This window comes from Bradyrhizobium sp. USDA 327 (assembly GCF_041262065.1).
Classification (GTDB): Bacteria; Pseudomonadota; Alphaproteobacteria; order Rhizobiales; family Xanthobacteraceae; genus Bradyrhizobium; species Bradyrhizobium liaoningense.
On sequence record NZ_JBGCCW010000001.1, the window covers coordinates 3,955,045 to 3,970,250 of the forward strand.

General features: G+C 63.6%; 13 protein-coding genes and 1 pseudogene. 8 read left to right on the forward strand and 6 right to left on the reverse strand.

The genetic code is table 11. The features are described 5' to 3' along the window. The first annotated feature begins 123 nt into the window (after window positions 1–123). Complete coding sequence (locus tag ABIA42_RS18445; RefSeq protein ID WP_271532538.1) at window positions 124–552, forward strand: universal stress protein; 429 nt, start codon at window positions 124–126, stop codon at window positions 550–552. A gap of 178 nt (window positions 553–730) precedes the next feature. On the opposite strand, the gene ABIA42_RS18450 is transcribed toward ABIA42_RS18445, so the two are convergent. Then, window positions 731–1,072, reverse strand: coding sequence for a response regulator (locus ABIA42_RS18450; RefSeq protein WP_271532540.1), 342 nt, complete (start codon window positions 1,070–1,072; stop codon window positions 731–733). Window positions 1,073–1,144: 72 nt separating this feature from the next. Between ABIA42_RS18450 and ABIA42_RS18455 the strand changes: the two genes are divergently transcribed. The 4 genes from ABIA42_RS18455 to ABIA42_RS18470 all read left to right on the forward strand — a co-directional run bounded on the left by ABIA42_RS18455 (window position 1,145) and on the right by ABIA42_RS18470 (window position 3,287). Continuing rightward, on the forward strand, window positions 1,145–1,711 hold the full coding sequence (locus ABIA42_RS18455; RefSeq protein WP_370122609.1) for a hypothetical protein: 567 nt from the start codon (window positions 1,145–1,147) through the stop codon (window positions 1,709–1,711). 317 nt (window positions 1,712–2,028) lie between these two features. Next, a complete protein-coding gene (locus ABIA42_RS18460; protein ID WP_028182355.1) occupies window positions 2,029–2,265 on the forward strand; it encodes a hypothetical protein in 237 nt (78 codons plus the stop codon). 197 nt (window positions 2,266–2,462) lie between these two features. Then, the gene (locus ABIA42_RS18465) at window positions 2,463–2,663 is read left to right on the forward strand and encodes a hypothetical protein (protein ID WP_370157151.1); all 201 of its coding nucleotides are present in this window, start codon (window positions 2,463–2,465) and stop codon (window positions 2,661–2,663) included. A 6-nt stretch (window positions 2,664–2,669) separates the two neighbouring features. Further along, window positions 2,670–3,287, forward strand: coding sequence for a hypothetical protein (locus ABIA42_RS18470; protein WP_370122606.1), 618 nt, complete (start codon window positions 2,670–2,672; stop codon window positions 3,285–3,287). On the opposite strand, the gene ABIA42_RS18475 is transcribed toward ABIA42_RS18470, so the two are convergent. The 5 genes and pseudogenes from ABIA42_RS18475 to ABIA42_RS18495 all read right to left on the reverse strand — a co-directional run. Next, entirely contained in the window at window positions 3,284–5,578 is a 2,295-nt protein-coding gene (locus ABIA42_RS18475) for a heavy metal translocating P-type ATPase (RefSeq protein WP_370124058.1), read from the reverse strand. The genes ABIA42_RS18470 and ABIA42_RS18475 overlap by 4 nt on opposite strands. A 240-nt stretch (window positions 5,579–5,818) precedes the next feature. Next, on the reverse strand, window positions 5,819–7,018 hold the full coding sequence (locus ABIA42_RS18480; RefSeq protein ID WP_271532550.1) for an HlyD family efflux transporter periplasmic adaptor subunit: 1,200 nt from the start codon (window positions 7,016–7,018) through the stop codon (window positions 5,819–5,821). Between the two features lie 2 nt (window positions 7,019–7,020). Next, window positions 7,021–9,384 carry an ABC transporter permease gene (locus tag ABIA42_RS18485; protein WP_370122602.1) on the reverse strand — a complete coding sequence of 788 codons (2,364 nt, stop codon included), beginning with the start codon at window positions 9,382–9,384 and terminating at the stop codon, window positions 7,021–7,023. Next, the gene (locus tag ABIA42_RS18490; RefSeq protein WP_271532553.1) at window positions 9,381–10,118 is read right to left on the reverse strand and encodes an ABC transporter ATP-binding protein; all 738 of its coding nucleotides are present in this window, start codon (window positions 10,116–10,118) and stop codon (window positions 9,381–9,383) included. The genes ABIA42_RS18485 and ABIA42_RS18490 overlap by 4 nt, the downstream gene beginning before the upstream one ends. Window positions 10,119–10,164: 46 nt before the next feature. Continuing rightward, window positions 10,165–10,368: pseudogene (locus ABIA42_RS18495) on the reverse strand (universal stress protein); the annotation flags it as partial. A gap of 484 nt (window positions 10,369–10,852) precedes the next feature. Here ABIA42_RS18495 and ABIA42_RS18500 point away from each other — a divergent pair. Genes ABIA42_RS18500 through ABIA42_RS18510 form a run of 3 tightly spaced genes read left to right on the forward strand, consistent with a single transcriptional unit; the run spans window position 10,853 to window position 14,988 of the window. Then, window positions 10,853–11,032, forward strand: a complete 180-nt coding sequence (locus ABIA42_RS18500) for a hypothetical protein (RefSeq protein WP_370122599.1) — start codon at window positions 10,853–10,855, stop codon at window positions 11,030–11,032. Then, on the forward strand, window positions 11,029–12,312 hold the full coding sequence (locus tag ABIA42_RS18505) for an MgtC/SapB family protein (protein WP_370122596.1): 1,284 nt from the start codon (window positions 11,029–11,031) through the stop codon (window positions 12,310–12,312). The genes ABIA42_RS18500 and ABIA42_RS18505 overlap by 4 nt, the downstream gene beginning before the upstream one ends. A gap of 39 nt (window positions 12,313–12,351) precedes the next feature. Beyond that, window positions 12,352–14,988 carry a cation-translocating P-type ATPase gene (locus ABIA42_RS18510; protein ID WP_370143828.1) on the forward strand — a complete coding sequence of 879 codons (2,637 nt, stop codon included), beginning with the start codon at window positions 12,352–12,354 and terminating at the stop codon, window positions 14,986–14,988. Window positions 14,989–15,206 lie beyond the last annotated feature (218 nt).

The following is a 15,206-nucleotide window of genomic DNA, read 5'->3' on the forward strand; positions in this document are numbered from 1 at the left end:
AGTCGCCAATCGCACGCGGGTTTGCGGCCAGAGGCTGTTCGGTGGCCCGGCAGGGCTTGAGCTGGATCAGTACGGTGCCGATCAACCCCGGCAGAATGTTCAAAAGGCCCAGGGGACTTTCTCATGACGAACATCATGGTGGCAACCGACGGATCGAGCGGCGCATGCCGCGCAATCGACGTGGCAGCCGAGCTTGCCAGAGCGTTGGCATGCGATCTCCTGATCGTCACGGTTGCCGATCGACTTCTGGGCGAAGAAGTCCGGCAACTTCCGCACGGCGGAGCCACCGCCGGTGACCTGTTGGAAGCCTTGACGGGGCAGACCCTCAAGGCCGCGCAAGCCCGTGCGCGCGAAGCAGGTCCCATCCGCATCGAAGTTCGGACATGTTGGGGCGACATCACCCAATCCCTGATCGATCTCGCGGCCCAGACGTCGACCAAGATGATTGTCGTGGGACGGCGCGGACGCGGCCAGCTGACGGGCTTGCTGCTCGGCAGCGTCTCCCAAAAGCTCGTCAGCCTCGCTCCTTGCGCAGTGGTCGTCGTTCCCTGAAGCGGGATCGGCCGCAAACCGTCGATGGGGCGGACGCAGAATTAACGGACGGCGCCCCGCGACAGGCCGCCCGAAGGAGCGAGCATGGGATCGCGACGCGCACGGCAAGCGTCCTCGGGATGAGGGCCGGGACGGCCAGACGTGAGGCAACGTGGTTGTCCTCGTGGGCTTTGCTTCGCTACCAAATCGCCACGGCCTTCATGAGTTCAGCTGGCTGCAGTGGCTTGCTGAGAAATCGCGCTTGCGAGGGCATTTCGGTTACGTGAGGATGCCTCTTGCCCGACATCAGGACCAATCTGACGGGCGGCCATCGATCTCTCACCGCGCTCGCCAGCTGCAGTCCATCCATGGAACCGGGCATGTCGATATCGGTCAGCAGCAGGTCGAACATGCTCTCCGCCAGCATCCGGACGGCAATATCGGCGTTCTCTGCCACGGCCACCTCGTGGCCTGCTTCCAAGAGTTGAACTTCAACATCCATGAGAATGAGGGGCTCGTCTTCGACGATCAAGATCTTCAACGGCCCGCTCCTGAGATGAGACCAATTCTTTCCAAGTCCCCCGCTCGAGCTAGGTTCCAGAGACCATCAGAAATGGCGCCAGCCCCCACGGCCCTCGCAGAAATCATCATCACGGATGAACTCGCAAAAAGGGCCTCGGAGCCGCCCGATCATCTGCGCGAGAAGCTTGCGTTTCGGGATTCGGCGGATGACATGGCCGATAATCCGAAAGCGGTGCTGCCTCGCCTGGTGCGGCTCGCGATGGAGGCCTGCGGAGCAGAATCGGCGGGTATTTCCCTCCTGGAGCACGAGGTTGGGGGGCCGGCAGCCTCATCGATTGCGCGCGCATCGCGCTTCAACTGTCAGCGTTTGGCCGCTGAGGATTGCTCCTCATCCACCGATGAGCGCCTCCCCATCCCTGACGTCGAAACAGCAGCACTGCCGAACACGTCCCTATTCGCGTCGACCAGTCGACTTGGCTTCCCGAGCCAGGCGCTCCGCCTTCAAGCGCTCGCGGTTGTCTTGAAACGACTGTTGCGCTATTTCATAATCACTCGGCTGTTTCGTCGAGTCGACCTGCTTGAACTGCTTGTTGGCCTCGCGCATCGCTCGAGCCGTGCGATGGTCATTCGTCCTCATTTTGTTATCCTTCGATTGTGAACGCGGCGCCCGCCGGTCACGTTGCCTGATTGTCTGAGGCAAATAGCGCGTGCAAACAGCTTGATCGATCGTCGTGGCTGGCCACCACAGTGCTGCGCTCATGGCATCTTCGGGCGCGGCTGCTCGCAAGCCCATCCAAGTCAACTCATCGTTCGACCGCGAGTTCCCTACTTCCAGACGAGCCCGGATCGAAGAAGAATTAGCTTGGAACATCGGACCTCTTGCCGCATATTTTCAGGTATCACCGACATCAGCCAACCATGGGCGTCGGTGACTGAGAGACCACGCGCGCTCCCGCCTGCAGAGGGAGCGCCGTGATGACCCGGTACTACTTCGACATTAGAGACGGCCAGGACCTCTACCCCGACGAAGAGGGCCTTGATCTCGCCGATCAAAAGGCGGCCGAGATCGAAGCTGCAAGAGCGCTAGGCGATTTGGCCAAGGACCTTCCCCCACTCGATGAGCGCCAGCACATGGCGATCGAGGTTCGAACGATGAGTGGACCAATCTTCCAGGCCGCCTTTGTATTTGAGATCGCCCGGCTGAAGCAATAGGGCCGGGTGCTTTGAGATGGGCGCTCGTCTTGCGATCCGCCTGCCGTCTCTGCCCCAGCAAGGGACGGAGACACTCTCTTGATACGATTCCACAACAATAGCAGCGGCGACGCTGGATGCTTGCCTTCGGCTCAAGAGCGACCAGCATCCCGACTGGATTTTTGTCACCTTATTGGGGCAGCCGGAAGAAGATGACTATGTCGCCGCTCGCTATATGTACTAGGCGCATCCAGACAGCTGTCTGCGCGACGATGAGCGGCACCAGGCCGATGAGGCTCGCCGGCATCCAGAATGACGGTTTCACCTGGCACGAACTCATCGGTCGGCATGACATGAACGCGCCTCTCGCGTCGGACGAGGTGCGCGCGACAAGAGAACGCAACGCCTCGGAGCAGTGAGACTCAATGAATGCCGAAGCATCCGAGGAGGTCATTGAACTGCGGGTCGACGACATCGCCCAGCTCTTTCACACGCTCGATCCTTTTCCGTTTCGCGAGCGTGACCTCGATCGGGAGGCGGAGGAGTACATTGTCGGCTGGGCGCGAGAGCTCCCGGGCCGGGCCTCGATCCGGATTCGAATCCATCATCCCGACACTGATCTGCAAGCGAAAGCAGCCCTGGACCTCCGCGAAGCCTTTGGTCACTATTTCGCGGATCGAGCGAATGCAACTCAAGGAGATATCAACGAGTTGTTCAGAATAGGCCGCTGGTCGCTGGCGATCGGTCTCGCCATTCTGATCACATGTCTACTCTTTGCGCACCTCGTTGTTGGCGCGCTGTTCGCCAACCCCTTGCGGCGCCTCCTGGAGGAAAGCCTCTTGATCTTGGGCTGGGTTGCGAACTGGCGCCCGTTGGAGATCTTTCTATATGACTGGTGGCCGCTCGTTCGCCGGCGTGATCTGTACCGACGCCTTTCCAAGGCTGTTATCGAAACCCGGCCGCGTCTTGCGGATCGGAGCGAAACCAGCGGATTAGGCGGTCGGGCCGGTTCAAAGGAAGATTTTCGCGGACAGTCAAGCTAAGCCGGTTCCTCGGCGACCGCTTCGTAGATATCCTCCTCCTGAGCCGTGTGCATGCGCACCAACGTTTCAATCGCCTCAATCACTCGTTGAGCGTCTCGGATCAGATAGCGGTCAATCTTCTCTGACGGCAGATCCTCCGCGATCCGGACAAGTAGCCGCGCAAGGTGCAGGATCTCCCGATGCGCGCGGCTCATGGCAGACAGGCCATGGCGGTCGCGCAGCACCTCGGCAAGCTTTGGATAGACGCTGTCCTCATCCCCGCGCTCGTGAGCCACGACGCTGCTCTGAACCAGGCGATGGGCTTCCCCAATCAACGCCGTGGCGGATTCTGGCGTCACGTCGTCCAGCGCGTCGACGATCTCGCGCAGGCGGTCGAGATCCTTGAAGAGGGCCTGATGATCGTGATGCAAGGTCAAACCTTGCTCTGTCGTGATGCGCGGACCGCCCCTGACGAGGGCCGGAGTGAGCGCCCGCAGCGCGTTCAGAATGACCGCAACATCGATCACCTCCTGGACGATCGCCGCGGGCACGGGATCGAGCCAGCCGAGAGTGGCGGCGACCATTGCCACCAGTGACAACCCCATGCCGACGACAATGCTTTGCAGGGCGATACGCCGTGCCCGCTGTGCAATCACGATCGCTTCGCCAACCCGATCGAGCCGGTCCGCCAGAATCACCACATCTGCGGCCTCGGACGAGGCGCTCGCGCCGCGAGCGCCGAGCGCGACCCCGATGTCGGCCACGGCCAGCGCTGGAGCATCATTGATGCCGTCGCCGACCATGATGGTCGGATGCAGGCGCTGTTCGGTACGCACCGCCTCGACCTTGTCCGAAGGGACGCGGTCGGCCAGCACGGCATCGAGGTCGAGCGCCGCACCGATGGCCTGCGCCGCTGCGGCGCGATCGCCAGTGACCATCACCATCCGCGCAATGCCAGCATCGCGCAGCAGCCGGATCGCCCGTGGCGTATCGGCCCGCAGCTCGTCGGCCAGCAGCAGCGCGCCGATTGGACGCCCATCCACAGCAATGAAAACGATCAACGCCGAACGCCACGAGGCGCGCCGGATCGCGCGCAGTTCCCACGGCGACAGCTCGGCATGTGAGAGAAGCATCTCTCGCGAGCCTGCAGTGACCTGGCGTCCATCGATCAGGCCGCTCAGGCCAGACCCCATGGTCTCCTTGACGTGTTCCGGCGGCTTCAGCTTGAGACCGCGATCGACGGCGGCAGCAACGACCGCCTTCGCGAGCACATGATGCGAGGCTTGCTCGAGCGATGCCCCAAGCGTCAGGACCTCGTCCGCGTCCTGCCCCGGCGCGACCTCGACAGAGAGCAACCGCGCCCCTCCCACGGTCAGGGTGCCGGTCTTGTCAAACAGGACGGTGTGCGCACGCGCCAGCGCCTCCAGCGCCGCTCCGCCCTTGACCAAGATGCCGCGGCGGGCGGCCTGCGCCACGCCGGCGATGAAGGCGACGGGTGCGGCCAAGATCAGTGGACAAGGTGTCGCCGCCACCAACACAGCAAGGCTACGGGTCAGATCGCCGGAGATGCGCCACGCCACGAAGGCCATGACGAGCGTCACCGGCAGAAAGATCAGCGCATAGCGGTCGGCCATTCGCACGAAGGGAGCTTTTGCCGTCTGGGCCGCCGTCACCATCCGCACGATGCCGGCGTAGGTGCTCTCGCCAGCCGGCGCGGTCACGGTCAACTCAAAGGTCTCACCAGCATTCAGTGAACCTGAAAGCACTGCGCTGCCGCGTGTCTTCTCGACCGGAATGGGTTCGCCTGTTACCGCGGACTCGTCGATCGTGGCCGAGACCGAGCCGACGATACCATCGACCGGCACAATCTCGCCTGCCCGCACCAGGAGCTGCTCGCCGACCGCGACTTCCTCGATCGGCACGTCCTCGATCCGCTCGTCGTTCTTGCGGTGAGCCTGCCGCGGTGCCCGATCAACCAGGGATCGCAGGTCGCGCTCCGCCCGCGCGATCGCGATGTCCTCCAGCACATTGCCGCCGGAATACATGAGCGCAACCACGGCGCCGGCAAGTGGCTGGCCCAGCGCCAGCGCCGCGCTCATCGACAGCAGGGCAATCGCGTCCACGCCCAGACGGCCGCCCAGTAGGTCCCTGACGATCGAGACCGCCAGCCCGCCGATCACGGGCGCAGTGCCGAGCGCCCATGCGAGATCGGCCAGATCGAGGCGGCCGGCGGCCCGCGCAAGAATACCCGCGGCCAATCCTGCGATTGCAATCGCAACCAGGGTCCATCGCAAGACCCGCTCAAACGACATGGTTTGGTCCCACAGCTGCCGGAACGTCACTCTCTCCCGAAACCAGCACCGTTGTTTGAGCAGAATCAACCGCAGAGATGAAGAAACGCCAATTCGCAAGCGCTCCTTCACAGGGATCATTGCAAGGCCAGGCGCAACCGGCGTATGCGGGGCGATAACGAGAATCTGGGCCACCGCTGACAGACCGCGACGTCTCGCGTTCTATCCACAGCGGCCCGAGCGAAATCCCGTGCGGTCTCCTCAGCCCGATCGTCGCGCGATGCGTATACCCGGCGCAACTCGGTCGCTGGGATACACAATGATCTGCTCCCCTGGAGTGAGGCCCGAAGCGACGGCCGCGACGCGACCCGAACGGCGCAGGAGCTCGATCTGGCGCAATTCGGCGCGCCCGTCCTTCGCGACATAGACGTTCCAGCCCTCCCCGCGACGAAACAACGCGCCGGACGGGACGATCATGGCATCGTCCCGCGCGAAGACGGTGATCCGAACATCCACCTGATAGGCATCTCCGAGTCGAGCCCACTGCTCCAGGGGCGAGAGGATGTCGACCAGAACATTGACCCTCTGCTCCTCGACCCCGAGCGTCGAGATCTTCGTGAAAGCCGCCGGCTCAACCCGGCGCACCCTACCCTTCAGCGTTCCCTCTCCACCCCAATGGTCGATAGTGACATCGGCTCCGGGGCGGATCTCCACGGCATCGGTGCTGAGAACGTCGACCACGACTTCGAGATCCCTGGCATCGCCGATGTCCAGCAAGGGCGTGCCCGGCTGCACGATCGTCTCGCTTTCCTGCGCGACCTTCAGCACCACGCCAGCGACCGGCGACGCAACGTTCCAGCTGTCCGGCTGCCCGTTTCCGTCGTTACCGTAGCGTGCCAGCAATGCGCGCATTTGGCTGATCTCATGCTCGGCCGCGTGATTCTGGAATTCCGCCGCCCGCAGATCCCGGTCGGCAAGCCGTACCGCAAGCTCTGCACGTTCGAGCGCCTGCGTCGTTGCGGCTCCTTGCTGGGCCAAAGTCCGCGTCCGCGCCATATCGGTGTTGGCCTGATCGCTCTGGGCCCGGGCCCGCTCGACGACCGCCTTGGTGCGCTCGAGATTGGCTTCAGCCGTTCCCAGTCTTTCCTCGACCTCGCGGCGGGTCCGGGGGTCCATCAGCGGCGCCGGGGATGGGGTGATGGTCGCGACGACGTCGTCGACCTGAACTTGATCGCCAACCTTGAAGCGGATCCGGCTCAGCCGCCCCGCAAGCGGCGCGGCAACCGCGTATCGCTCGCGCACGCGCGTCTTGCCGTCCTCATCGACGGTGGCAACGAACTTTCCCTTCGTCACGACGGCAGTCTCGACCGGCACTGGTGCTGGGCTCAAGAACCAGGCCGTAATTCCGACGGCGGCCAGAAGCCCGACAGCGATCGCGATATGGCGGCCCGTGATGTGCATGCTTATTCCCTGGTCTTGAGAGCTGCGACCAGATCAATTCGATCAACTCGGCCTTTGACGATGCGGGCGCTGGCGGCGGCCGCAGCCAGCACGACACCGACTGCAATGAGATAAGTCTGCGGCGCGATCACGGCGGGTATCTGGAAGCTCTCGTTGGAGTGAAATCTGGCGATCAGGCCTATAACAAAGTGAGAGAGCGGTAGGCCGATCAGAATCCCCAGCACGATCTCGATTGCGAACTCGCCGAACAGGATGCCCGCAACCTCGCCGCGCGTAAAGCCCAGCACCCGAAGACTGGCCAGCTCCCATGCGCGCTCCTGCAGGCTGATGCGCGCACTGTTGTAGACGACCCCCACCGTGATGATCGTGGCGAAGGCCGCAAGGATGCCGGCGGTTACCAAAACGAGACCGGCGATCTTCTCCATGAACGAAGAGAGCGTATACGCCTTCATCGTCACAGACTCGATGGTCGGCAGGTTCTTGAACCTGCGCCCTAACGCCGACATCGCTGTCGGCTCGACATACAGGCTCGCCGCCGAAACCACCGCGCCCTCGCCGGTGAAGCGGTTCAGGGTCTCGATCTCCATGTACGAGGCCATTCCGATCGACTCATCGACGATGGCGCAAACCGGCAGGTCGCGCTTGCGCCGCCGCCCTTCCATCGCCTCGACCGCAATGAGGTCGCCGGCTTTCACCTCGAGCCGCTCGGCAAGCCGCCGGGTGAGCGTAATCCCGTCGGGCGTGGCCGCGATCGGGCGCAGCATGGCGTCATGGGGGCGGCGCAGCTGGTCGCCTGCCGACAGGCCGATCACCGAAGTCAGATAGTTGCGCTGCCCGGCGCGAAGGCGCACCGGCACGATGCGCTGCCCCTCCGCCACAAGAACGCCTGGCTCGCGCGCCAGATCGCGCATAATGGAACGATCCATGGGGTGCGGAAACGTCACCGTCGTATTGCCGCGCTCCACCAGATTGAACTGGAGATCAACCATCTCGTCGATGGCATCGCGCCAAAAGATTCCCAGCACCATCATTGGAACGGCAAAGGCCACCCCGGCCACGGTCAACAGCGAACGAAACGGGCGTCCGGCGGTATTCCGCAGGATCATCAGGCGGCGAGATCTGGTCCCGGTGCCTGGCAGAAGCGCTTCGATCCACGAGCGGCGAAAACCTAGCGGCGCGGCCGGTCGCATGGCGACCGCCGGCGCAAGGCGGACGACCTGCCGCAATGCAGTCAGGACGCCGAGCGACGCCGCGATCAGGCTGATCGCAACTCCGAGCGCCAGCGACCACGGCGTCAGCCGGAACGGCAGATCAGGCAAGCGAAAGAAGCCTTGATAACTTGCAATCATCGCCTTTCCAAAGCCCCAGCCGGCCGCAATTCCAAGCGCGGATCCGATCAACACGATGATGAGGATGAGCTTGAGATAGTGCAGGGTCAGCGCCGCGGTTGGAAAGCCCAGTGCCTTCAACGCGGCAATCTGCTCGCGTTGGACCGCCACAATCCTCCCGAGAGCGCTATTGAGCAGGAACGCCGCAACCCCGAAAAAGATGAACGGGATCGTGGTCGACATCACCTTCTGCTGGTTCAATTCATCCTCGAGAAACCGGTTGGACGGCTGATCCCGTCGCGCGACGGCGCCGACCGACCCGTACGGTTCGAGCAACCGATCCAGTTCGTCGATCACGGGCTTCGGATCGGCACCCGGCGCCAGCGAGATCACGGCATCATTGAAGGCCGCCTTCATATCGAAGGCAGCTTCCGCCGCGCTGCGGTCGACCCAGAGAACGGCATAGAGCCGATCGTCCGGAATCGGCAGGCCCGGCTTGACCGCATAGACATATTCCGGCGACAGTGCGAGGCCGGAAACGCGGAATGCCTCCACCTTTCCATTGAGAAGCACGCGGATATCGTCACCTGGATTCACTCTGTTGGCCTCGGCGAACGCTTCGTTGACCGCTGCGCTCCTTGCGGAGCCGGGTCCAGGCGCCGCGCCGCGCCGCATGTGGAGTCGCGCAAGCCTTTCGTCGCCCGCATGATTGAGCGACACCATCCGGGCCGACACCGGCTGCGATGCGGCCGGCCAATCCACGATGACCTCGCGGACGATGCGGGGCTCCACGGTGGCCACGCCGGGAATCGCATTGAGCTGCGGAACGATCGACAGGGGCGCACGTTTCAGCGTCACGAAAACCTGCGGGAATCGTGCAACCGCGTAGAAGCGATCCACCGCCGAGCTGAGAGAGTCGTAAGTCGAGACCGAGCCAACGAAGACGGCGACGCCGGCGGCGACCAGCAGCGAGATCGTCAGCACTTGGCCCCGCATGCCGGCGATGTCGCGCAGCAGTTTTCGATCGAGCAGGCTCACCAGTGCACCTCGTCTGCCGAGAGGCGACGTGCATTGCGCTCCTCGCCGACGATCCGCCCACCACCGAGCCGCAGCACGCGATCTGCCATGCCCGCAATTGCGGCATTGTGCGTGATGATGATCGTTGTGGTGCCAAGGCGCTCATTGGCTCGCGCGATGGCCGCCAGCACCACCTTGCCGGTCTCGTAGTCCAGCGCGCCGGTCGGCTCGTCGCACAACAGCACATCCGGCGACTTGACGATGGCGCGGGCGACCGCGACGCGCTGCTGCTCGCCGCCGGACAGTTGCGAGGGGAAGTGATCGATCCGCTTCTCGAGCCCGACGAGGGCAAGCACCTCGCGCGGATCGAGCGGCTTGTCCGCAATCTCGGTCACCAGCGCGACATTCTCCAGCACCGTCAGGCTGGGAATGAGGTTGTAGAATTGAAAGACAAAGCCCACGTGCTCGCGCCGGTATCGGGTCAACTCCGCATCTGTCGCGCCGACCAGATTGTGGTCGCGCCAATGGGCCTCGCCCGAGGTCGGGCTGTCCAAGCCCCCCAGGATGTTCAGCAGGGTCGACTTGCCAGATCCGGACGGCCCGAGGAGGACGACGAACTCGCCTTCGAAAATGTCGAGATCGACGTCGCGAAGCGCATGCACGTCGATCTCGCCCATTCGATAGGTCTTCGAAAGCCCCTGCGCGTGAAATACCGGGGATCTCTTGCCATCCAGTTCGAGCGGTTGAGCGTCCATGGGCGTACCCTGCTTGCCGCCTTTCAGTGCCTTGCCTGCCGACTGATCAGTGGGACAACAGCACTGGAATCGGCGGCTTCGTCAGGATACTCCGGGTCGCGCCTCCCAATACTAACTCCCGGAAGCGGGAATGACCGTACGCTCCCATGACGAGGAGATCCGCCCTGCGGGAGGAAACCTGCTGCGTGAGAACCTTGCCGATGACCCGTCCAGCGGCATCGACCTCCTCGACGACCACATCGATGCCATACGCCGAGGCTTCCGGAAGCACCAGAATCGGTCGCCCTGAATCTTTGGCTGCCATTTGGAATCTCCAAACTGAAGCTACCAGAGGATATCCAAGCAAGTTCCAGACAGCTTGATCTAGCTCAGATTACCGATGGCTTGCTCTGTCGGCCAGACGGCAGATCGCGGGCCCACGACAACCTCCTGCTCGTCACGCGGACCGGCGCTTCATTCCACAGACCGGGAGTCGTGCCTCCGAACAATCCCCGCGCACCCGGCGGTGCCGTAGCTCGCGCTCGATCAGATCAGCGGCAACATTCTCAGCCACTTTAACGAGCTCGCGGGCTTGCGACATCTCTGCGGCCGTCAGATTGACCGAAATCAAGAGGCCTCGTGGCGACCTCGTCGATATAGTTCCAACCGCTGGTCCTTGCATGAGATAACTTAAGGTGGATACCGTGCCGGGATATCCTGTCGCATCTGCGGCACGCTCGCGGCGGATGCATGCGATGCTGCCGCTCATTACTGTCGTCGTCGGCCTCACCTTTCTCGAGCCAGCGGGCGTGGCACTTGATCTATTGCTGTCGGCGGTCACCATGACGTTGATACGAATCTGGCGGGGTTGGGCAGCAGCCGCGATCGAAGCACCGCCACAAGCACAAGAACGTGACGCCGTACAGTACACATGATGGATTTTCTGAAGCCGAGCCTAAGCCCCGACGTCATCGCCATCGTCGTTGCACTCGGCATCGGGCTCTTGATCGGTCTCGAGCGAGAACGCCGTAAGGGCGAGGGACCGGGGCGCTCGCCTGCCGGGCTGCGTACCTTTGCCGCGGCATCACTCGCCGGCGCCGTCAGCGTCATGATCGGGGGCAAGGGCCTGCTGGCGCTCGTGACCGCCGGGATCATGGCCCTGACTGCGATCGCCTATCTCCGGTCCAGGAGCGACGATCCCGGCTTGACTTCGGAGACGGCACTCATCCTGACGGTTCTGCTTGGCGGGCTGGCCACCCAGCGTCCCATTTTCGCCGCGGGCGTTGCCGTCATTCTGGCCATTCTGCTTGCAGGCCGTGCGGCATTGCACGACTTCGTCCGTACGGTGCTCAGCGACAACGAGGTCAAGGACGGCCTGATCTTTGCCGCCGCCACGCTCGTTGTCCTACCCTTGCTTCCGGATCAGCCGGTCGGCCCCTTTGGCGCGCTCAATCCACGCGCGATCTGGATCATCGTCATTCTGGTGATGGCCATCGGCGCCGCCGGGCATGTTGCAATACGCCTGCTCGGCGCAAGAGGCGGTCTCGCCATCTCAGGCTTCGCCTCGGGCTTTGTCTCCAGCACAGCCACGATCGGAGCGATGGGCGCGCGGGCTCGCAGGGCACCCGAGCTGCTTGGCGCCGCTACCGCTGGCGCAACGCTTTCGACCGTCGCAACGATCGTCCAGCTCGTCGCGGTGCTCGCAGCGACAAATCTCGCTACGTTGCAAAGTTTGATGGTTCCGCTCCTCTGTGCCGGTGCCGCGGCAAGTCTCTATGGCGCAATCTTCACGGTGAAGGGCATGCGAGAGACGAGCCCCGCCGAGCTCCAGCTCGGACGTGCTTTCAGCCTGCCGTCGGCCTTGTTGCTGGCCTTGACGCTCTCCGGAGTCCTCGTGCTCTCTGCCGGCCTGCGGGATGCGTTTGGGGAAATCGGCCTGCTGGTCAGCGCGGCCGTAGCCGGGTTCGCAGATACGCATTCGCCAGCCGTCGCCGCAGCCACCCTCGCCGCCTCGGGAAAGATCAGCTCCGCCGACGCTGTGGCTCCGATTCTGGCGGCGCTGTCGACAAATACGCTCAGCAAGATCGTCGTTGGCTGGGTCAGCGGCGGGCGCTCCTTCGCGCTGCGGCTGATCCCCGGCCTCGTGCTGGTCATCGTGGCCGCATGGGCCGGAGCAATCGGGCCTGATGTCGCGCACCAAATGTTTCGGAGATAGCCGGGAAGAGGCGCAGGTCTGATGCCGAAGAGCGATTTGATGCATGAGGTTGGACTGACACCAGCGACCGCGCATTCGTTGCCGGCGAGCGAGATCCTTCGCGCGCTTCAAGTCGAGCCGGAGCAGGGCCTCGCGGAACACGAGGCGACGGAGCGCCGCATCCGCTTCGGTTCAAACGCGATCGCTGCAAGGAAGCGGATCAGCGCCCTGACCATACTTCTTCACCAGCTGCGGAGCCCGGTGGTCTCCCTGCTGGCGGCAGCCGCTGCGCTCGCCTTCTGGTTCGGCGAACTCGCGGAAGGCGTGGCGATCGTCGCGGTTCTTGCGCTCAACACGCTTATCGGTTTCGTAACCGAAATCAGGGCAGCACGATCGATCGAGGCACTGCGCGCGCTTGGCCGGACATCGGCTCGCGTACGACGCGACGGTCACACGCGCGTGCTCCCGGCGGAGGACCTCGTACCCGGCGACATGCTCCTCGTCGAGGCGGGCGACGCGATCTCGGCTGACCTGCGCATCGTGGAAGCCTCGCGGCTTGCGGCCGACGAGTCGACCCTGACAGGCGAGTCGGTGCCGGTCGACAAGTCGCCCGAGCCGGCCGCCGAAGATGCACGAATCGCCGAGCGCACATCAATGCTGTTCAAGGGCACGGCCGTGACCCGCGGCAGCGGCCTTGGCGTTGCCGTCGCGACGGGCTCCCGGACGGAACTCGGCCGCATCTCTCACCTCGTCGAAGAAGCGGAGCCTGAGAGCTCACCGGTTGAACGCAGGCTCGCACGATTGTCCGGGCAGCTCGTTTGGGCGGTCGGGCTTCTGACCGTTGTGATCGCGGCGGTTGGAATGGCCAAGGGACAAGATGCTTTCCTGGTTGTGGAATCGTCGATCGCGCTCGCGGTGGCCGCCATTCCCGAGGGCCTGCCGATTGTGGCCACCCTCGCGCTTGCCCGCGGGATGTGGCGCATGGCCCGCCAGAATGCACTTCTGGAGCGGCTCTCCGCGGTCGAGACATTGGGCGCGACCACAGTGATCCTGACCGACAAGACCGGCACGCTCACCGAAAACCGGATGGCCGTGCGGCGCTTGTGGGTCGAATCCGGCGAAGTCGAAAAGGCCGGCGTGGAAGAGCTTGCCGGCGATGCGCTGCTCCAGCGGCTGCTGCACACAATGGTACTTTGCAACGAGGCCTCGCTTGGCCATGGGGGAGTAGCCCATAGCGGTGATCCCATGGAAGTGGCGCTGCTGCAGGCTGGCCGGGCGGCAGGTTTGAATCGCCACGAGCTGCTGCGCGGCTTTCCGATCGCGGCCAAGCACGCTTTCGACAACGAAAGCAAGATGATGGCGACCGTGCACCAGCACGGCGGCGCGTATTTCTATGCCGTGAAGGGTGCACCGGAGCATGTGCTCGCGGCGTGCACCGGCATGCTCACCGAGAACGGCGAGACGACACTGGACGAAGCCGCGCGCCGTCTGTGGAGCGGGCGGATTGCCGAGCTCGGACAGCACGGCCTGCGCGTGCTCGCCTGCGCAACCAAACTGGCGACATCGGCAGATGCTCAGCCCTATGGCCAGCTGATATTCGTGGGCCTCGTTGGCCTGGAAGACCCTGCGCGCGCCGACGTTCCGCAGGCGATCCGCGATTGCCGTCATGCCGGCATCCGCGTCGTCATGGTGACCGGCGATCATGCCGTCACGGCCCGCAGCATAGGCCGTGCGATCGGGCTCGAGGCTGACAATGTAGCAGAAGGCCGCCATGTCGAGCTTCTCGTCGAAAAGCATCCGCAGGAATTGAAGCGCGTTGGCATCTTCGCCCGCGTCAGCCCGGCGGAGAAACTTGCGATCGTACGCGCGTATCAGGCGTCCGGTGATATCGTCGCGATGACCGGGGATGGCGTGAACGATGCACCGGCGTTGAAGCAGGCCGACATCGGCGTGGCCATGGGCCTGCGCGGAACGGACGTCGCGCGCCAGGCGGCAGCGATGATCCTGCTCGACGACGCCTTTCCGACGATCGTCAAGGCGGTTCGGGAAGGCAGAATCATCTTCGGCAATATCCGTCGGGCCGCCGCTTACCTTCTGTCCTGCAACATCAGCGAGGTCCTGGTTGTTGGGATCGCGATCGCGGCGGCACTGCCCCTGCCGATCCTGCCGCTGCAGATCCTTTACTTGAATCTGGTGACCGACGTATTCCCCGCCTTCGCACTGGCAATGGGCGAGGGAGAACGCGATATTCTCGAGCGGCCGCCGCGCGATCCGAAGGAGCCGATCCTCGGTCGTCGGCAATGGACAACGATCGTGCTGCAGAGCATTCCGCTGGCGGGCGGAACTTTCGCGGCGCTTGGGCTGGCGCTTTCGGCCGGCTGGACCGGCGAGGCAGTGGTCACCACCACATTCCTGACGATCGCGTTCGCGCAACTCTGGCACGTTTTCGACATGCGCAGCAGCCGCTCCGGCGTCGTCGCCAACGAGGTCACGCGCAATCCATGGATCTGGGCCGCCGTCGGCCTCTGCGGCGCTCTGCTCGCGGTTCCTCCCTACTGGCCGCTGATGGCGGAGGTCTTGCACGTCACCCCCCCGACGGCGGCGATGTGGGCCGTCATCGTGGGCTGCAGCCTGGCACCATCGCTGCTAATTCAGGTCGGCCGCGCCATCATCGTGCTTGCCAATCGAGGTCGCTAAAGCATGATCCGGAAAAGTGCACAGCGGTTTTCCGAAAAGACCATGCTTACACAACAACCTAAAGCGCGATGACGATTCATCCTAATCGCATCGCGCTTTAGACTCAGCTCACCGACATCTTGAGCAAGGATGCGAGCGAATTGAACGATCTGATTTGAGAGTTAGGTTTCGAATTTGCGGCATCAACAGAAAATCCGAGGACGGGCCGGTTATACTCA

Coding starts and splice junctions, on each gene's coding strand:
- ABIA42_RS18445 (WP_271532538.1), top strand. CDS start 124: ATGACGAACATCATGGTGGCAACCGACGGATCGAGCGGCGCATGCCGC.
- ABIA42_RS18455 (WP_370122609.1), top strand. CDS start 1,145: ATGGCGCCAGCCCCCACGGCCCTCGCAGAAATCATCATCACGGATGAA.
- ABIA42_RS18460 (WP_028182355.1), top strand. CDS start 2,029: ATGACCCGGTACTACTTCGACATTAGAGACGGCCAGGACCTCTACCCC.
- ABIA42_RS18465 (WP_370157151.1), top strand. CDS start 2,463: ATGTCGCCGCTCGCTATATGTACTAGGCGCATCCAGACAGCTGTCTGC.
- ABIA42_RS18470 (WP_370122606.1), top strand. CDS start 2,670: ATGAATGCCGAAGCATCCGAGGAGGTCATTGAACTGCGGGTCGACGAC.
- ABIA42_RS18475 (WP_370124058.1), bottom strand. CDS start 5,578: ATGTCGTTTGAGCGGGTCTTGCGATGGACCCTGGTTGCGATTGCAATC.
- ABIA42_RS18480 (WP_271532550.1), bottom strand. CDS start 7,018: ATGCACATCACGGGCCGCCATATCGCGATCGCTGTCGGGCTTCTGGCC.
- ABIA42_RS18490 (WP_271532553.1), bottom strand. CDS start 10,118: ATGGACGCTCAACCGCTCGAACTGGATGGCAAGAGATCCCCGGTATTT.
- ABIA42_RS18500 (WP_370122599.1), top strand. CDS start 10,853: ATGCTGCCGCTCATTACTGTCGTCGTCGGCCTCACCTTTCTCGAGCCA.
- ABIA42_RS18505 (WP_370122596.1), top strand. CDS start 11,029: ATGATGGATTTTCTGAAGCCGAGCCTAAGCCCCGACGTCATCGCCATC.
- ABIA42_RS18510 (WP_370143828.1), top strand. CDS start 12,352: ATGCATGAGGTTGGACTGACACCAGCGACCGCGCATTCGTTGCCGGCG.